The sequence below is a fragment of the Allocoprobacillus halotolerans genome (assembly GCF_024399475.1).
GTDB lineage: Bacteria > Bacillota_I > Bacilli_A > Erysipelotrichales > Coprobacillaceae > Allocoprobacillus > Allocoprobacillus halotolerans.
Genome location: NZ_CP101620.1, coordinates 2,619,977 through 2,636,334 on the forward strand (window position 1 = coordinate 2,619,977; position 16,358 = coordinate 2,636,334).

Genomic DNA, 16,358 nt, shown 5'->3' on the forward strand with positions numbered 1-16,358 from the left:
GAAATAACACTTAATAAAAAACATATCACAATTAAACAAAAAAACATAAAGAATAATAAAAATGAAAAGTATCCTAAAACGATATACCAAAGTCCATATAAAAATGCCAAAAAAGCTATGTATTTGAATAAATTTTTCATACTTTTAATTGAGGTTCCCCAACTGTTTCTAAAATTTCATCAACCAGCTGATATGGAGAAATTTTATCCATTTTGGCGTCATATGTCAAAATAAAACGGTGAGCTAAGATCATTGGGGCAACATATTGGACATCTTGAGGAATTACATAATCTCGTTCATTTAAGAAAGCATAGGCTTTGGCTGTTTTCATAAGGGCTAGAGAACCACGTGGTGATGCACCTTGTTCAATATGAGGATGCTCTCTAGTAGCGGTAATGATTTGCATAATATAATCATAAATATCATCATGTACATAAACTTGATCAATCTTTTTTGAAATTCTAAAATCATCTCTGGTGATAATATAGCTTGTATTTCATCTAATGGATTAGATGTTTGACGTTTTTTCATTATTTCAATTTCTTCATGAAATTGAGGATAACCTAAGCTTAAACAGCTCATAAAACGATCCATTTGAGAATCAGGTAATAATTGAGTTCCAGCTGAACCAAATGGATTTTGAGTAGCAATGACACAAAAAGGCTGTGGTAAAATATATGTTTTACCATCTACTGTCATTTGTCCTTCCTCCATTAATTCTAATAAAGCTGACTGTGTTTTGCTTGAAGTACGATTCATTTCATCGGCTAATAAAAGATGACAAAAGGCTATTCCTTCTTTATATTCAAATTTTTGTGTTTGAGGATTATACATGGTAAACCCAATAATATCACTAGGCATAATATCCGGTGTCAACTGAATACGATGATAGTCAAGCTGTAAGCTTCTTGATAAAGCTAAAGCCAGATTAGTTTTTCCAACACCAGGAATATCTTCTAATAATATATGTCCTCTAGAAAGAAGAGTCACTAATATTTTTGTAATGACTTCATCCTTTCCAATAACTGCTTTTTTGATTTCATTGATTGTCTGTTTGATTTCTTGATTCATTTCTTCCACCTCATTCTTTCTTTTAGTATAACAGATATACAGTTATTTCAAAATAGACAATAAAAAAAGGAATCTATTTTTCATAGATTTCCTTTTGATAACCAATAAAAATATGTTCTTCATCAATAAGTAATGGACGTTTAATCAGCATTCCATTTTGTGACAACAATAAAGCCGCTTCATTTTCATTCATGTCTTGAATTTTATCTTTTAAATTCATTTCACGATAAAGTTTTCCTGATGTATTGAAAAAAGGTTTAATGCCTTTTCCATTCTTTTGAATCCAATGAAGTAATTCTGCTTGCGTTGGTGTATCTTTGACAATATCTCTTAATTGAACTTCTATACCCTGTTCTTTTAATTTTTTTAATGCTTTTAAACACGTACTACAACGTGGATAATAAATAAATTCCATTAAGCCACCTCCAGCAAAGATAAAGCAACTCTTTTTTCTTTAAATCAATATCATAAACATAAACATCTAAAATATCTCCAACATTACATACATCCAAAGCGTGTTTAACTTTATGAGTAGACATTTTAGAAATATGCACAAGCCCATCATTTTTTAATCCAATGTCAACAAATGCACCAAAGTCAACAACATTTCTAACAACACCTTGTAATTTCATTCCCTTTTTCAAATCTTCAATTTTTAAGACATCTTTTCTTAAAACAGGAACGTTATATTCATCACGTGGTGAACGATGCGGAGAAACAAAAGCTTGTATTAAATCATCAACAAGATATGAATCTAAATGTAAATCATCTTGAATCTGGCTTGATGGTGTTTCTTCAATGACATCTCGAGCCTGTTTTGAACCTATATCTTCTTTATGTAAATGTAAATATTCTAAAAGATTCATAGCATCCTGATAATTATCAGGGTGAATACTTGTTTCATCTAATTTTTCATTTCCTGATAAGATTCTTAAGAATCCTACTGCCAATTCATAAGTCTTATCACCTAATTTTTTGACATTTTTAATTTGTTCACGAGAAGTGAATTTTCCATGTTCCTCACGATATTGTACAATGTTTTTGGCTGTCGCCATAGAAAGACCTGAAACATATTGTAATAAGGATGGTGAAGCCGTATTGATATTCACCCCTACTTGATTGACAACTTTTTCTACAACAAAGTCTAATTGTTCAGTGAGTTTCTTTTGATTCATATCATGTTGATATTGTCCTACAGATATCGCCTTTGGTTCAATTTTAACAAGTTCAGCTAATGGATCTTGTAAACGTCTGGCAATAGATACAGCAGATCTTTCTTCTACCTGATAATCAGGAAATTCTTCTTTAGCAATTGAACTTGCTGAATAAACACTAGCACCAGCTTCAGATACAATAACATATTGTACATCTAATTGATATTTCTTAATCATTTCAGCAATAAAGTTTTCGGTTTCACGACTAGCTGTTCCATTGCCAATCGCAATAATTTCAATTTGATATTTTTGAATCATTGATAATAAGACTTTTTCATCTTTTGTATAATCTTTTTTAGGAATTGTGATAAAGACTTTATCAATATCTAATACCTTTCCTGTTGGATCAATAGCGGCTAATTTACATCCTGTTCTAAAAGCGGATCAACACCTAAGACAAATTTATCTTTCATAGGTGCTTGTAATAAAAGACTTTCTAAATTGATAGAAAAGACTTTTAATGCCTGTTCTTGCGCTTTTTCAGTTAATTCATGACGGACTTCTCTTTCTACTGAAGGGAAAATCAAACGTTTAAATGCATCTTTAACTGTTTCTTCAATAAAAGGTCCTAATGATGATTCACGTCTATGCATCACACCATTATAGATATATTGAATAAAACGATCTGTATCAATGTCAATGGAAACAGTTAAAACTTTTTCTTTTTCAGCACGATTGATTGCTAAAATACGATGTGAAGCAATATACTGTACTTTTTCTTGATAATCATAATACATTTCGTAAATACCATCTTCTTCATCTGGATTATTTTTCTTGACATGTGATGATACCATTCCTGTTTTATAAATCATATCTTTTGTATATTTACGATAACGTGGTTCATCACTGACTTGTTCAGCAATAATATCTCTTGCACCACTGATAGCTTCTTCAATGGTTAAAACTTGCTCATTTAAATATTTTTGAGCCTCTTTTTTAAATCAAAAGTTTTAGGTAATTTTAAAATAGCTTGTGCCAAAGGTTCTAATCCTTTTGCCTTTGCCATTGAAGCTTTGGTTTTCTTCTTCTCTTTAAATGGTCTATAATAATCTTCTACTTCACTTAATTGAGAAGCTTTTAAAATGTTTTGTTTTAATTCTTCTGTTAATAATCCCTTTTCATCAATTAAACGAATAACATCTTCTTTACGTTGTTGAAGATTTAATTGATATTCATAAACTTTTGAAATTTCTCTAATCTGATCTTCATTTAATCCACTTGTTTTTTCTTTACGATAACGAGCAATAAAAGGAACTGTTGCCCCTTCTTCTAATAAAGTTAATACATTTTGAATTTGTTGATTTGAAATAGACAATTCTTCTGTCATTTTTTGTATAATTTCCTGATTCATAAAATCCTCCAATAATAAAAAACACATTGATAAACAATGCATAAAATTGGTGCATCTGATGAGACTCGAACTCACACGGAAATACTTCCACTACCGCCTGAAGATAGCGTGTCTACCAATTCCACCACAGATGCATCAAAATAAAAATAGTGTTGGTAATAAAATGTAAACCAAACACTTCGTTTTTTCAAATAACCATGCATAAATCTTTGCACAAAATATTCTAGCATAATTCTTATCAAATAGCAAATCATTTAAAACTAAAGGTCATAAATAGTTATATCATCTATGACCTATACATCAAAGTTATAGTATATTCATGTAGGATTGTAATGAACCATCTCCTAGAACACGTACTCTTTTTAATTTGGTCGGATCATCACCCTTTTTCACTTTACCATATTGAGTTGTAAAGGCACATAAGATATTAGCTTTTTTGATAGCAACTTGTGCCTGTGATGTGACATCTCCATAAGGATATGCAAAAGCCTCACTATTTTGAACAATTTTTTGAGCTTTCAATAAATCCTCTGTAATTTGTTCAGTATTTAATGCACTGATAATACCTCCATGTCCGATTGTTCCACCTCCTTTATGCATATCATAGGAATGTGATTGAAAACTAATATATTCACTCGCATATCTTAATATTGTTTTATCTCCATCTTTTGAAGAAATAAGAAAGGATGTTGCTGGAATTTGATATTTTTCTAATAAAGGAATTCCATACTCTAAGAAACCTTTTTGTCCATCATCAAAAGTCAAGATAACACTTTTTTGAGGAAGATCTATTTTTCCATGAATATAAGCAGAAAGTTCTTGATAAGATGGGAAGTAATAATTTTCTTGTTTTAAATATTTTAATTGCTCTTCTAATTTGGTATCTTCAATATAATTTGTATTTAATTGCTTAGGAAGATCATTTTTTGTATAAACATAATGATACATCAAAACAGGTATTCCTTTTGTATTAGGTATAAAATCCTTCTCACCTACAACATGAACTATTCGTTTTTTGGCACATATGATATGATTCTTATTTTCAACAGTATATATAATTTCATAATCACCAATTTTCGATGTGTCTACTTCTCCTTTTATTTGCACCTCTTTTGTCAAGTCTCCATCATCTTGATCAATGACATGACATCCTGATTCAATATAAGGTTGTCCTTGTTTAACATATGTATTTTGATCACCATTTAAATTCATCACTATTTGTTGATTATCCAAAACTTCCACTTCACGTACTACATTTTGATGTTGATATGTATAATGTATTTGATATTGACCAGCCTTATTTGTATTAACCTCACCTTCTATTTTTACATCTTTGATATTCGTCCCATATTCAATATAAGGCGAATGCAACATGAGGGTCATTTTTTGATCTCCTAATATTTCTAATTTTTCTTGAAAAATAAAGGATATACCTTTATAAACACAGATGAATAGAGCAATTAATATAGCTAATGTTATAATACAATGTTTCTTATTGATTTTTCTTTTTTCTTCATATGTCTCCCCTTCAAACCCTAATTATTACCATAAAACAAAAATCATTTATATCACTAATAAAAAATGCCCTGTTAAAATACAGGGTTGATTTCATTTGGTGCAGGCGATGAGATTTGAACTCACACGGAAACACTTCCACTACCCCTCAAGATAGCGTGTCTACCATTCCACCACGCCTGCAACTAGCTAATATATTATAACAAAAATCACATTTGTATGCAATAAGGAATAGAGAATTCACTCTATTCCTTAATTAGATCGTAAAGTGCTTTTGCATAGATTGCTGTTGCTTTCATTAAATCATCAATAGATATTTCTTCATTGTTTTGATGTATTTTATTATCACCACCAGGAAATTCCACACCAAAGGCAACACAATTTGGCATTGTTTTAGCATAAGTTCCTCCCCCAATAGCTTGTGGCTGATGAACATTATCACTAGTAAATTCTACATAGGCATTGTGTAATTTTTGAATTAATTCACTTTGTGGATCAACGTATAATGCCTTACCTAATTCATGTGTTTCTTTTAATTGATAGAAATCAAGGCTTTGATGCATTTTCTTAGTTAATTGCTCATCAGTCACTTCATGAGGAACACGCATATCAACAATCATACTGACATTTCCATTTTTATAATTTAAGACACCCAGATTAACAGTGAGTTGACCCATTAATCCTGTATAAGCAATCCCAAGTTTTTCTCCATAGCAATCATTATAAAAATACTTATCAATAAATTCAACCAATTGATTTTGGGAAACAGTTCTTAAATAATGACACATATAAACTGCACCATTGATACCTAATTCCGGTGTAGATGCATGTGCTGATTTTCCAATTAAAACAAGTTTTGTATGATTGCCTTCTTCTTCCACATGTCCTTCTAAATGATGTTTCGATAAATAAGCTAAAAACGATTCTCTATATTGTTTATATGAACCAGTTAAATAAGCTTCACAAACCTCAGGAACAATATTAGCTCTTGTCCCAGAGTATAAACCTATCAAATTATCATTATCTACTGTTCCCGTAATTTTAAAATTCACACCGGCTTTTTCTCCATAAACAACTGGAAATTCTGCATCAGGAGTAAATCCCATTGCTGGATATGGTTTTTTTGTGAAATAATACTGCATACATTTTGAGCCATTTTCCTCATTGCATCCAAAAATAATTCTTGTTTTCATTCGAACTGGTAAATTTAATTCATGAATAATTTTAGCAGCATAATATCCAGCAATCAAAGGTCCCTTATCATCAGCTACACCACGCCCATATAGTTTTCCGTTTTCTAAAGTTGCTCCATAAGGTTCAGTATTCCATCCACTTGCATTGCAAGGTACAACATCTAAATGTCCCAAGATACCAAAAGTTTCTTCATGATCACCTATATCAATATGTCCAGCATATCCATCTACATTTTCACAAACAAAACCATCTCTTTTGCCAATCTCTAACATTGCTTCTAGAGCTTCACGACATTTTATACCAAAAGGTTGTCCTTCATTAGTCGTTGTTTCATCTAAAACTGAAGGTATTTGGCATAATGTTTGAATATCCTCAATCATTTCATTTTTTCTTTTATAAACCTCTTCTAAAAAATCAATCATAGTTAATCACCTCGTAAAAATATTATAACAAACATTTTCAATATTACGATACTTTTTATAAAAAAATGATATGATATATAAAATGGAGGAAATAAATATATGGAAAATATCAGATTTCATATTACTGTTAAAGCAATTGTTATTTATCGTCAAAAAATACTTATTCTTAAAAGAGTACGCCCTTCAAGCGATGGTCTAGGTTATTGGGAACTTCCTGGCGGTGGATTGGAATATGGGGAAACACCACATGAAGCGCTTATTAGAGAACTCAAAGAAGAAACTAATTTAGACATTAAAATTATTAAACCTATCTATACTTTTACGGCTATTCGACCTGACTATCAAACTGTTGGTATTGGATTCTTAACAATTCCAACAAATGATCATGTGAAATTATCTGAAGAACACACTGATTATCAATTTGTATCAAGCGATAATTTATTGAATTATGTTGATCAAAAAATTTATGATGATATTATTACAACTCTTAAAGAATATGAATCAATGAATATTGAGGACTAAGCAAAAAAATCAAGGTTACCCTTGATTTTTTCTTTCATAATAATCTTTAATTGCTGAAATTGACTTTTTCTTAAAACTTAAGTATAAATATCCCATAACTGCTGTTGATACAACAAATACAGCAGTTGTACCTATAAATACATAAGTTAATGTATTATCTCTTTTTCTTCAACTGGTGTATATTTTTGTAATGTACCTTCAGTATCTTCATAAGTGTATAAACCTGATTCACCTACATCATTCATTAAATAAACAAGTGAATAATGAGATAATGCTTCATTTTCAAATTGCCATCCACTTAACTCAATATCGCCAATCTTAATTGTGCTTGATTTTAAATCTTCAACACCTTTTAATGAATCAGGAGCATTAACAATAACATATGTTTTCCCATTAACAGTCAAAGTTTGATATTTGCTAATAACTTTTTCATCAGATACTATATAAAAATCTTCATTTCCTTTATCATCAGTTAAATACACTAATGATAAATTTAAATCTTTATTAATAAAAGCATCCACTTCTTGACCATCTAATTTTGTTGTTCCTTTTTCAAAATTTTTAGGCGCTTTAACATCATCTAAAATCCTAACAACACCTAAACTCACATCATTATATTCTGTATATATAAGTGGTGTTTCATCGACATGAAAAGTTAAAGTATAAGTTTTCGTGCTTCCATTTTCAGCAGTACAAACCACTTTATATGTAGTATCGCCTACTTTTACACTTTTCGTTCCAGTACCAGACACTTTTGCTTTACTATCATTTGCTTTTGCACTAATCTTTACCTCAGTTACTGTTCCTGATAAATCAATGTCATATTTAGTTTTACTTGAACTAAATTTTGGAGATAATGTTCCTTCAGAAACTGATAAACTTGATAAAGTATTATCTTTCGATCTTGTATCTTCAGTAGTAGTATTCGTTTGGTTTGAATTACTACTAGAATTATTACTTGATGACGAATTACTATTTGAGGAACTGTTATTACTTGATGAAGAATTGCTTGAAGATTTAATAGTTACAGTTTTACTTACACTACTTGTAACTAAAGTTCCATCAATTGTTGCTGTATCAGTAGAAGTATCAGGTGAAACCGTTATTTTTACATTACCTGAACTTCCAGCTTTAATTGATATTGTTTGACTAGAAGATCCATTAGCAAAGAAACTACTAGGTGAACAACTACCATTTTCTACACTCACATAAAATTTTCCTCTAATATTAGCTAAACCTGTTACGGTCACATTAAAACTTGAATTTGGCGAAACTGAACTTGCACCAGAAATTCCTAATGCATCAGCATTTTTTAAATTTATACCAATTAACAAAGTGAATATAGTTATAACTAAACTAAATTTATAAATTAATTTTTTTAACATCCTATTCTCCTTTAAAACAATAATTTTCTTCCCATAATGTGATTTTCAATTGCTATATAATCTAATGTAGATACCTTGCCATCTTCATTCACATCTGCTCTTTTTAACTTATCACCTGATAATTTAGAACGTTCCATAATATGATTTTCTATTGCAATATAATCTAATGTAGATACCTTACCATCTCCATTCACATCACCTTTTTTATATGTAGGAGTCGTATTATCAGTTGTAACATCAATAGATGAAGAATTACTTCCCTTAGAAATAATAACAACATTTTTATTACTTATATAAGCATAATTCTTAGAAAATGAATATTCAGATTGTGTTACAATTCCTGTTCTATTAGCATTTATAACTGCATCACTTTGAATTTTATAAAAACCATTTGATGAAGAATTGTTTAAATTAATAAACGCATAATTTGATAATACGCCATCTTTCTCAGCTTTGTATAAAGTCGTACTACTATTACTAGAACTACTTTTTATATTAGCTTGTGTAAACTGATAATTATAAACATCTTTGATCCCAATTGTATATTTAAAAGAATCCTTATATCCAAAATATTCATCTAATTTCCATGCATAATGAGCAGCTTTTTCTCCCCAATATGGATCAGAAGCATATTTCAAATTAACACCACTTGCTTTATCACCTAAGTAATTTCCATGATATTTCCAATTAGTTGGATTAGAATACTGTTTAGACATAAAAGAACTAGTATGATAATAGATACTAAATGATGGTGTAGAATATTTGTTAGCACTTCCATTAGGATCACTATCATAAGCCTCATGTCCAAATAAATTATTTTTATTTTGGGCAATACTACTCGTTCCCCATGCACTTTCATTAATAGCTATTCCTAAAGTCATCATAGCATTTACACCATATTTATTTTGATTTTCTATTAAACTTTGACCAAGATTACGTAATTTTGAATTAGAACTAGTATTTTTGTTAATAAATTCATTAAGTTGATTAGCAGTATATACCGATTGACTTCTCTGTGGTAAATATTGATAATAATTATAATATGGATTATTAGGATTTACAGAATTTTTTCTTGTATCATTTCTATAATCGTTTAACATAACAATGTATCCATTTGTATTATCATAATCATAAAAATAATGTCCATCATAGCTGTAATATTGTTTACCCTCTTTTAAATAAGATGGTTTTGGTCCTACATCTAAATTAGATGAATAATTTTTACTTGACAAATTTGTCACAATACCATGATACAATCTTCCATTTTTAACATAGTATTTACTCAATGTTTGAACAGCGGAATCACTGAAATCTAAAACTTGAACTTCACTTGCATTTACCCATCCAATCACTCCTGCAAGCATAAATTTAACTTTTGTTCTATCACTATTATGTCCTAAATAAGCCGCATCCGCAGCATATGTTCCATTTGTATAACCCTCACGACCTGTACTATCTTCAACATAAAGTGTATTAGAACCAGAAGATTTTGTTCTAAAATTAACTACTCCTCTTTCTTTTAATATATCATCTCTTGAAACAGCTGATCTAAATTTATATTTTAAAGGTTCTTCAACGATAATTCCTGATTCTTCTAATTCTTCATCATCAACGATGACAGTATTTCCATTTTCATCAATTTTTGTAAAAATTGCATTCTCAGATAACTGTTCAGTAGCGTATGTATTTTCACCCTCATCCTCAGCCTCTACCTGATTTTGATTAGATATATTTATAAATAACCCCATAACTAATGTTAAAGAGATAACTAACATGCTTAATTGAAAAAATTTTTTCCTCATTTCAACACCCCTTCTTTCATTGCATTTCATCAAAATTATATATGAAGTACATCCAAAATTCAATTCATTTTCTTCTATTTTCATACAAAAAAATGAATTTTATAACAAAATTCCCATAATATGTTATAAAATGTCATCTTTCTGTTAAATCATCCAAATTATATGGTGTTTGTTGATAAACATAGTAATTCAACCAGTTTGCAAAGATTAAATAAGCGTGTGAACGCCACTTCACTTGTATTTCATTATGAATATCATCATTTAAATAATAATTCTTAGGCATTTCACTAACAATATCCGGATTAGCTAAATCTCTTTTATATTCTTTATCCAAAGTATCAGGATCATATTCAGGGTGTCCTGTCACAAAAAATCTTGATCCATCCTTAGATGCAACAATATAAACTCCGGCATCCTGTGACTCAGCTAAAATATCTAAATCATCAATCTTTTCTATGTCTTCTCTAGAAACACTTGTATATCGTGAATGAGGAGCATAGAATTGATAGTCAAATCCTCTTAATATTTTTCTTTGCATCTTTTCTACATTGGTATGGTGTAAATATACACCCGTTAATTTATGTGGTAATAAATATTTAGAAACCCCATAAAAATAATGTAATGCTGCTTGTGCTGCCCAACATATAAAGAAAGAACTAAAGACATGGGTTTTTGACCATTCTAATAAAGTTGTCAATTCATTCCAATAATCAACATCTTGAAAATCCAACTTTTCTACTGGAGCCCCTGTAATAATCAATCCATCGTATTTATTGTCTTTAATATCATCAAATGTTTTATAAAAAGCAAGTAAATGTTCTTTTGATACATTTTTTGATTCATGACTCGCCATATGTATCCAATCGACTTCGATTTGTAGAGGAGTATTGGATAATAGTCTTAATAATTGTGTTTCAGTAACAATTTTTGTTGGCATAATATTTAAAATCAGAAGTTTTAACGGACGTATTCTTTGTGTTGTCGCACGTGTTTCATCCATAATAAATATATTTTCATCTTTTAGTATTTTTGCAGCCGGTAAATTATCAGGTATCTTTATTGGCATAATTATCCCTCATTTCATTGAACATTGTATCATATTTTGTCAAAGACTTGAATATGCTTTTAAAAAGAAATCAGTTCATTAAAAACTTGAATAATAAATGCATCACTCATACCTGCTAAATAATCTATAATACTTTTTTCTAAGGCTTGTTGATCATGATGAAAATCATAAATGATTTGATTTTTATATATATTTTGTCTAGGATATTGAGGAATATCAGCATATTTTTCTAACCAAGTTAAATAATGTCCGATTAGTTTTGGATATTGTTTTAAATCTTGTTTTAAAGCTTGGATAAAATCATCATGCTCTTTATAGTCATATAAAAATTCAAATATAGAATGTAAAATCAAGGAAACATATTTTTCATGAATCTGTACTCTTTTAATTAAATAAATGTTTTGATAATTAAATTTCATAATCACTTTCATTTTATCAAATGCTTCTTGTGATAAGCCAATCCCTTTTTCTACTGATGAATTTTCAACGACATCATGAATAAAATAATTGACAACAGATCCATTATTAATCGCATGAAACTGATAAGAACCCATTTGATTCAATTCATTTCTTAATTCATCAATTTGTGATTGAGATAATACATTTAGTCTCAAAGCATCTTCAATATCTCTAGCTAAATAAGCAATTTTATCTGCCATTTTTACAACACACCCTTCATATGTCCAAGGGTTATATTCTCCAGCATATTGATAATCATTGAGATTAATATAATTATCTCTTTTTTGAATATATTTTTGGTTCATTTCACCACAATGAGAAATAATACCATCACGTACAGCATATGTTAAATTGAGATTATGTTGATTATGATTGTTATCTTCTAATAATTCAATGTGATCAACAAAATGCAAACTATTTTTTTCATGCCAGAATTTATGTAAATGATGAGTTTTAGCTATTTCTGTTAAAATTTTTTCACCACCATGACCAAAAGGAGCATGGCCTAAATCGTGTCCTACTGCAATAGCTTTTGTTAATTCAGTATTTAATCCAAGTTGATGAGCAATTGTATAAGAAATAGATTCAACCAAATTGACATGTTCACTACGTGTACAAACATGATCATCTTCTACTGCAAAAAAACTTGTGTTTTATGTTTTAAACGTCGATATGCCTGAGAAAAAATAATACGTGTATAATCCCTAGCAAAATCACTTCTTAAATCATATCTTCTTTGATATATATCTTCATTTCGTTGAATAGCTTTTTGATAATCTGGATGTTCTTCAAACATTCCATAACCTTCAAATTTCTTTTTTCCATTTTTGTTACCTCTTATCTATGATATACTTATGTTATAATAAAAAAGAGGTGAAAGCAATGGATACACAATTATTTTTACAACAAGCTTATGAGCTTGTCAAAGATGAGGAAAATGTTGTTGCTAATTTAGCAAATATATCAGCATTTCTAAATGATATTCTTTCTGATATCAACTGGGTAGGGTTTTATTTATTAGAAGATAAAGAGCTTGTCTTAGGCCCTTTTCAAGGTAAAGTTGCTTGTTTAAGAATTCCTGTAGGTCAAGGTGTCTGTGGAAAAGCTGCTTTATTGCATCAAACGATATGTGTTGGTGATGTTCATCAGTTTAGTGGACATATTGCCTGTGATGCACGTAGTAAAAGTGAAATCGTTATTCCTATCATCGTCAATCATCAGCTCATTGGTGTTTTAGATGTTGATTCTCCCTATTTCAATCGCTTTACTGTTGATGATCAAAAGTTTTTAGAAAAAATGGCACAGATTGTTGCGAAGATATCTTCCAAAAGGTAATGCCTAAAGAAAATATACCTAAAATATAAAAAGACAATGTATCATTTCAATTTATTGAATATGTAACATTGTCTTTTCTTTGTTATGAATTTGTTATTTTTTAATCACTTTTTCAACCAATTCAACAACTTCTTCCATTGTTGTACAGTTGATTGCTTGATTAGCTAAATCAGCCATTTCTTTTTGAGATAATTCTCTAATTAATTTTCTTTGAGCTAAAATTGAAGTTGCAGACATTGAGAATTCATCTAAACCTAATCCTAATAATAATGGAGCAGCCATTGGTTCTCCTGCCATTTCTCCACACATTCCAGCCCATTTTCCTTCTTTATGAGCAGAATCAATAACATGTTTTACTAAACGTAAAATTGATGGGTTAAATGGTTGATATAAGTAAGATACACCAGAAGACATTCTGTCAGCTGCAAATGTATATTGAATTAAATCATTTGTTCCAATTGAGAAGAAGTCTACTTCTTTAGCAAACTGATCAGCTAAAACAGCAGCTGCAGGAATTTCAATCATAATACCAACTTGTAATGTATCAGATACTTCTACACCTTCAGCAATTAATTTTTCTTTTTCTTCCATTAAGATACATTTAGCTTTTCTAAATTCACCTAAAGCAGCAATCATTGGGAACATAATTCTTAAATCACCGTAAACAGATGCTCTTAATAATGCTCTTAATTGAGTTCTAAAAATATCTTCTCTTTGGAAACATAAACGAATTGCACGAACACCTAAGAATGGATTCATTTCTTTAGGTAAATCAATAGCTTCGATTTCTTTATCTCCACCAATATCTAATGTTCTTACAACAACTGGTTTACCAGCCATTCCTTCTAAGATTTCTTTATAAACTTCAAATTGTTTATCTTCACTTGGTAATTCAGCAGATTCCATATATAAGAATTCAGTTCTAAATAATCCAACACCTTCTCCACCATTTTCTTTAACACCTTCAAGGTCTTTTGGTGAACCGATATTTGCTACTAATTCAACATGATGTCCATCTGTTGATACAGTTTTTTCGTTAACTAATTTCTTTAATTCTTCTCTATAAGCAATATATTCATCGCGTTTTTGAGTATATTCTTTAATAGTTTCTTCATCAGGGTTAATCATGACAACACCTTCAATACCATCAAGGGCAATTATGTCACCATCTTTCACTTCATCAGTAATTGTTTTACAAGCAACAACAGCAGGAATTTCTAAACTTCTAGCCATAATAGCTGAATGTGAAGTTCTACCACCAATATTTGTTGCAAATCCTCTTACAAGATTTTTGTTTAATTGAGCTGTATCAGAAGGTGTTAAATCATCAGCAATAATTACAACTTCTTCATCAATTAAAGCAGGGTTAGGTAATGATTTACCTAAAAGATTTGCTAAAAGACGACGAGAAACATCTTTAATGTCAGCAGCTCTTTCTCTAAAATATTCATCACCCATTGATTCAAACATTGCAACGAAAGTATTAGCTACTTCTTCTAAAGCAGCAGCTGCATTACATTTTTCATTTTTAATTTTGTCTTCAACTTGAGTTTTTAATTCAGGATCAGATAAAACTAATGCATGTGCATCAAATACAGCAGCTTCTTCAGCAGATAAATTTTTTGAAGCAGCTTCTTTGATAGCTTCTAATTGCTTACTTGTGCAATCCATTGCATCTTCATAAGATTTAATTTCTTTTTCAACATCATCAACAGTTTCTTTTGTTACTGTTAAATCAGGCATAACTAATTTGTATGCTTTCGCAATTGCAATACCATTAGATGCCGCAATACCTTTAATCATTGTCATTTTGACCTACCTCCATATAGGTTTATTTTACCTTATTTTCCATATAAAATAAAGATTAAAGTTCTTTATTTAATAAATTTTAAATGTTGGGTTAATTGTAAAAGGAAATTATACTTTCATAAAAAAGCAGAATTTAGTCTAAAAAAAGAATTTACTTTTCAAAAACAAGTCAAATTTTCAAAATATGAAAATATAACTTTTCATTTGACAATGCATGTTATATAATAAAAGTATATTATAGGAGGGACAAAGATGAAAGTCATTATTGTAAAAGATTATGAAGAAGCAAGTCATAAAGCTTGTGAAATTATGTTGGATGTTATCAAAAACAATCCATCTGCAAATTTAGGTTTAGCTACGGGATCTACACCTATTAGGCTTTATGAATTAATGAGAGAAGACCATAAAACAAATGGAACTTCATACAAACAAATCAAATCATTTAATCTTGATGAATATTTTGGTTTGGATCAATCTCATCCACAAAGTTATCATTATTTTATGTGTCAGAATTTATTTAACGAATTAGACATAGATATGAATAATGTTCATGTACCAAAGGGAAATGGTGATATTGATGAAGAATGTAAAGCATATAACCAATTATTAGAAGAAAACCCTATTGATATTCAATTATTAGGTATTGGTTCAAACGGGCATATTGGATTTAACGAGCCAGGAACTGCTTTTGATTCTGTAACTCATAAAGTTGATTTAAAGCAATCTACTATTGAAGATAATGCACGTTTATTCTTCAACGGGAAAATTGAAGATGTACCTACTCAAGCAGTTAGCATGGGGATTGCCAATATCATGAATGCAAAAAAAGTGCTTCTTATTGCTTCAGGTGAAGGAAAAGCAAAAGCTATTCAAGCTACTGTTGAAGGACCTAAAACAACTGAAGTTCCTGCTAGTGCATTACAGGATCATCCAGATTGTATCCTTATTGTTGATGAAGCCGCTGCTACTTTGTTAAAAAAATAAAATATTTATTTGAATAAAAATGCCACCAGTTTTCTGGTGGTTTTCTTTTATAGGGAGAAAAAGAGAATAAAAAAAGGGAAGGAAACAGAAGAACTGAACCTTCCCGAATGGACTGGCAGCGTGCTATTGTCGCAGTTGCCCACTATCTTCGCCGCTATGATGCTTAACTTCTGTGTTCGGCATGGTTACAGGTGTGTCCATCATGCCTTCGCCACCAGATCCCCTTAGA

17 protein-coding genes, 2 tRNA genes and 1 rRNA gene are annotated in these 16,358 nt (G+C 30.0%); 3 read left to right on the plus strand and 17 right to left on the minus strand.

The genetic code is table 11. The features are described from left to right. Window positions 1-136: 136 nt before the first annotated feature. The 10 genes from NMU03_RS15500 to pepV all read right to left on the minus strand — a co-directional run bounded on the left by NMU03_RS15500 (window position 137) and on the right by pepV (window position 6,767). Window positions 137-331, minus strand: coding sequence for a hypothetical protein (locus NMU03_RS15500; RefSeq protein WP_290139685.1), 195 nt, complete (start codon window positions 329-331; stop codon window positions 137-139). A 5-nt stretch (window positions 332-336) separates the two neighbouring features. Next, complete coding sequence (locus NMU03_RS15505; protein ID WP_290139687.1) at window positions 337-1,071, minus strand: AAA family ATPase; 735 nt, start codon at window positions 1,069-1,071, stop codon at window positions 337-339. Window positions 1,072-1,144: 73 nt separating this feature from the next. Further along, window positions 1,145-1,486 (minus strand): arsenate reductase family protein, encoded by a 342-nt coding sequence (locus NMU03_RS15510; RefSeq protein ID WP_290139689.1) that lies wholly within the window; start codon window positions 1,484-1,486, stop codon window positions 1,145-1,147. Further along, entirely contained in the window at window positions 1,458-2,636 is a 1,179-nt protein-coding gene (locus NMU03_RS17835; RefSeq protein ID WP_353956709.1) for a helix-hairpin-helix domain-containing protein, read from the minus strand. Before NMU03_RS17835 ends, NMU03_RS15510 begins: the two co-directional genes overlap by 29 nt. A gap of 5 nt (window positions 2,637-2,641) precedes the next feature. Then, window positions 2,642-3,181 carry a Tex family protein gene (locus tag NMU03_RS17840; RefSeq protein ID WP_435372957.1) on the minus strand — a complete coding sequence of 180 codons (540 nt, stop codon included), beginning with the start codon at window positions 3,179-3,181 and terminating at the stop codon, window positions 2,642-2,644. A 17-nt stretch (window positions 3,182-3,198) separates the two neighbouring features. Beyond that, window positions 3,199-3,636 (minus strand): Tex-like N-terminal domain-containing protein, encoded by a 438-nt coding sequence (locus tag NMU03_RS17850; protein ID WP_353956632.1) that lies wholly within the window; start codon window positions 3,634-3,636, stop codon window positions 3,199-3,201. Between the two features lie 47 nt (window positions 3,637-3,683). Further along, window positions 3,684-3,770 (minus strand) — tRNA-Leu (locus tag NMU03_RS15520). 172 nt (window positions 3,771-3,942) lie between these two features. Next, window positions 3,943-5,136, minus strand: coding sequence for an immunoglobulin-like domain-containing protein (locus NMU03_RS15525; RefSeq protein WP_353956710.1), 1,194 nt, complete (start codon window positions 5,134-5,136; stop codon window positions 3,943-3,945). Between the two features lie 113 nt (window positions 5,137-5,249). Continuing rightward, window positions 5,250-5,334: transfer RNA gene (locus NMU03_RS15530), tRNA-OTHER, on the minus strand. A 62-nt stretch (window positions 5,335-5,396) separates the two neighbouring features. Then, a complete protein-coding gene (gene pepV / locus NMU03_RS15535) occupies window positions 5,397-6,767 on the minus strand; it encodes a dipeptidase PepV (protein ID WP_290139693.1) in 1,371 nt (456 codons plus the stop codon). Between the two features lie 99 nt (window positions 6,768-6,866). On the opposite strand from pepV, the gene NMU03_RS15540 reads away from it, so the two are divergent. Further along, window positions 6,867-7,289: an NUDIX hydrolase gene (locus tag NMU03_RS15540; protein ID WP_290139695.1), complete on the plus strand. Its 423-nt coding sequence runs from the start codon at window positions 6,867-6,869 to the stop codon at window positions 7,287-7,289. A 146-nt stretch (window positions 7,290-7,435) separates the two neighbouring features. Here NMU03_RS15540 and NMU03_RS15545 read toward each other — a convergent pair whose 3' ends face one another. The 5 genes from NMU03_RS15545 to NMU03_RS15565 all read right to left on the minus strand — a co-directional run bounded on the left by NMU03_RS15545 (window position 7,436) and on the right by NMU03_RS15565 (window position 12,797). Next, entirely contained in the window at window positions 7,436-8,674 is a 1,239-nt protein-coding gene (locus NMU03_RS15545) for a cadherin-like beta sandwich domain-containing protein (protein ID WP_290139697.1), read from the minus strand. An 11-nt stretch (window positions 8,675-8,685) separates the two neighbouring features. Further along, on the minus strand, window positions 8,686-10,476 hold the full coding sequence (locus tag NMU03_RS15550) for a glucosaminidase domain-containing protein (RefSeq protein ID WP_290139698.1): 1,791 nt from the start codon (window positions 10,474-10,476) through the stop codon (window positions 8,686-8,688). A gap of 133 nt (window positions 10,477-10,609) precedes the next feature. Beyond that, on the minus strand, window positions 10,610-11,542 hold the full coding sequence (gene metA, locus NMU03_RS15555) for a homoserine O-acetyltransferase MetA (protein ID WP_290139700.1): 933 nt from the start codon (window positions 11,540-11,542) through the stop codon (window positions 10,610-10,612). 59 nt (window positions 11,543-11,601) lie between these two features. Further along, window positions 11,602-12,594 carry an HD domain-containing protein gene (locus tag NMU03_RS15560; protein ID WP_290139702.1) on the minus strand — a complete coding sequence of 331 codons (993 nt, stop codon included), beginning with the start codon at window positions 12,592-12,594 and terminating at the stop codon, window positions 11,602-11,604. A gap of 38 nt (window positions 12,595-12,632) precedes the next feature. Then, on the minus strand, window positions 12,633-12,797 hold the full coding sequence (locus NMU03_RS15565) for a hypothetical protein (RefSeq protein ID WP_290139704.1): 165 nt from the start codon (window positions 12,795-12,797) through the stop codon (window positions 12,633-12,635). A gap of 86 nt (window positions 12,798-12,883) precedes the next feature. On the opposite strand from NMU03_RS15565, the gene NMU03_RS15570 reads away from it, so the two are divergent. Then, the gene (locus NMU03_RS15570) at window positions 12,884-13,336 is read left to right on the plus strand and encodes a GAF domain-containing protein (RefSeq protein ID WP_290139705.1); all 453 of its coding nucleotides are present in this window, start codon (window positions 12,884-12,886) and stop codon (window positions 13,334-13,336) included. Window positions 13,337-13,429: 93 nt separating this feature from the next. Here the strand turns inward: NMU03_RS15570 and ptsP are convergent, their stop codons facing one another. Beyond that, on the minus strand, window positions 13,430-15,139 hold the full coding sequence (ptsP, locus tag NMU03_RS15575) for a phosphoenolpyruvate--protein phosphotransferase (RefSeq protein ID WP_290142368.1): 1,710 nt from the start codon (window positions 15,137-15,139) through the stop codon (window positions 13,430-13,432). A 258-nt stretch (window positions 15,140-15,397) separates the two neighbouring features. Between ptsP and nagB the strand changes: the two genes are divergently transcribed. Continuing rightward, window positions 15,398-16,129, plus strand: a complete 732-nt coding sequence (gene nagB, locus NMU03_RS15580; RefSeq protein ID WP_290139707.1) for a glucosamine-6-phosphate deaminase — start codon at window positions 15,398-15,400, stop codon at window positions 16,127-16,129. A gap of 110 nt (window positions 16,130-16,239) precedes the next feature. Here the strand turns inward: nagB and rrf are convergent. Next, a 5S ribosomal RNA gene (gene rrf, locus NMU03_RS15585) occupies window positions 16,240-16,348 on the minus strand. Between the last annotated feature and the right edge of the window lie 10 nt (window positions 16,349-16,358).

Coding starts and splice junctions, on each gene's coding strand:
- NMU03_RS15565 (WP_290139704.1), bottom strand. CDS start 12,797: ATGTTTGAAGAACATCCAGATTATCAAAAAGCTATTCAACGAAATGAA.
- metA (WP_290139700.1), bottom strand. CDS start 11,542: ATGCCAATAAAGATACCTGATAATTTACCGGCTGCAAAAATACTAAAA.
- NMU03_RS15550 (WP_290139698.1), bottom strand. CDS start 10,476: ATGAGGAAAAAATTTTTTCAATTAAGCATGTTAGTTATCTCTTTAACA.
- pepV (WP_290139693.1), bottom strand. CDS start 6,767: ATGATTGATTTTTTAGAAGAGGTTTATAAAAGAAAAAATGAAATGATT.
- NMU03_RS15545 (WP_290139697.1), bottom strand. CDS start 8,674: ATGTTAAAAAAATTAATTTATAAATTTAGTTTAGTTATAACTATATTC.
- NMU03_RS15500 (WP_290139685.1), bottom strand. CDS start 331: ATGAAAACAGCCAAAGCCTATGCTTTCTTAAATGAACGAGATTATGTA.
- NMU03_RS15505 (WP_290139687.1), bottom strand. CDS start 1,071: ATGAATCAAGAAATCAAACAGACAATCAATGAAATCAAAAAAGCAGTT.
- NMU03_RS15570 (WP_290139705.1), top strand. CDS start 12,884: ATGGATACACAATTATTTTTACAACAAGCTTATGAGCTTGTCAAAGAT.
- ptsP (WP_290142368.1), bottom strand. CDS start 15,139: ATGATTAAAGGTATTGCGGCATCTAATGGTATTGCAATTGCGAAAGCA.
- NMU03_RS15510 (WP_290139689.1), bottom strand. CDS start 1,486: ATGGAATTTATTTATTATCCACGTTGTAGTACGTGTTTAAAAGCATTA.
- NMU03_RS15540 (WP_290139695.1), top strand. CDS start 6,867: ATGGAAAATATCAGATTTCATATTACTGTTAAAGCAATTGTTATTTAT.
- NMU03_RS17850 (WP_353956632.1), bottom strand. CDS start 3,636: ATGAATCAGGAAATTATACAAAAAATGACAGAAGAATTGTCTATTTCA.
- nagB (WP_290139707.1), top strand. CDS start 15,398: ATGAAAGTCATTATTGTAAAAGATTATGAAGAAGCAAGTCATAAAGCT.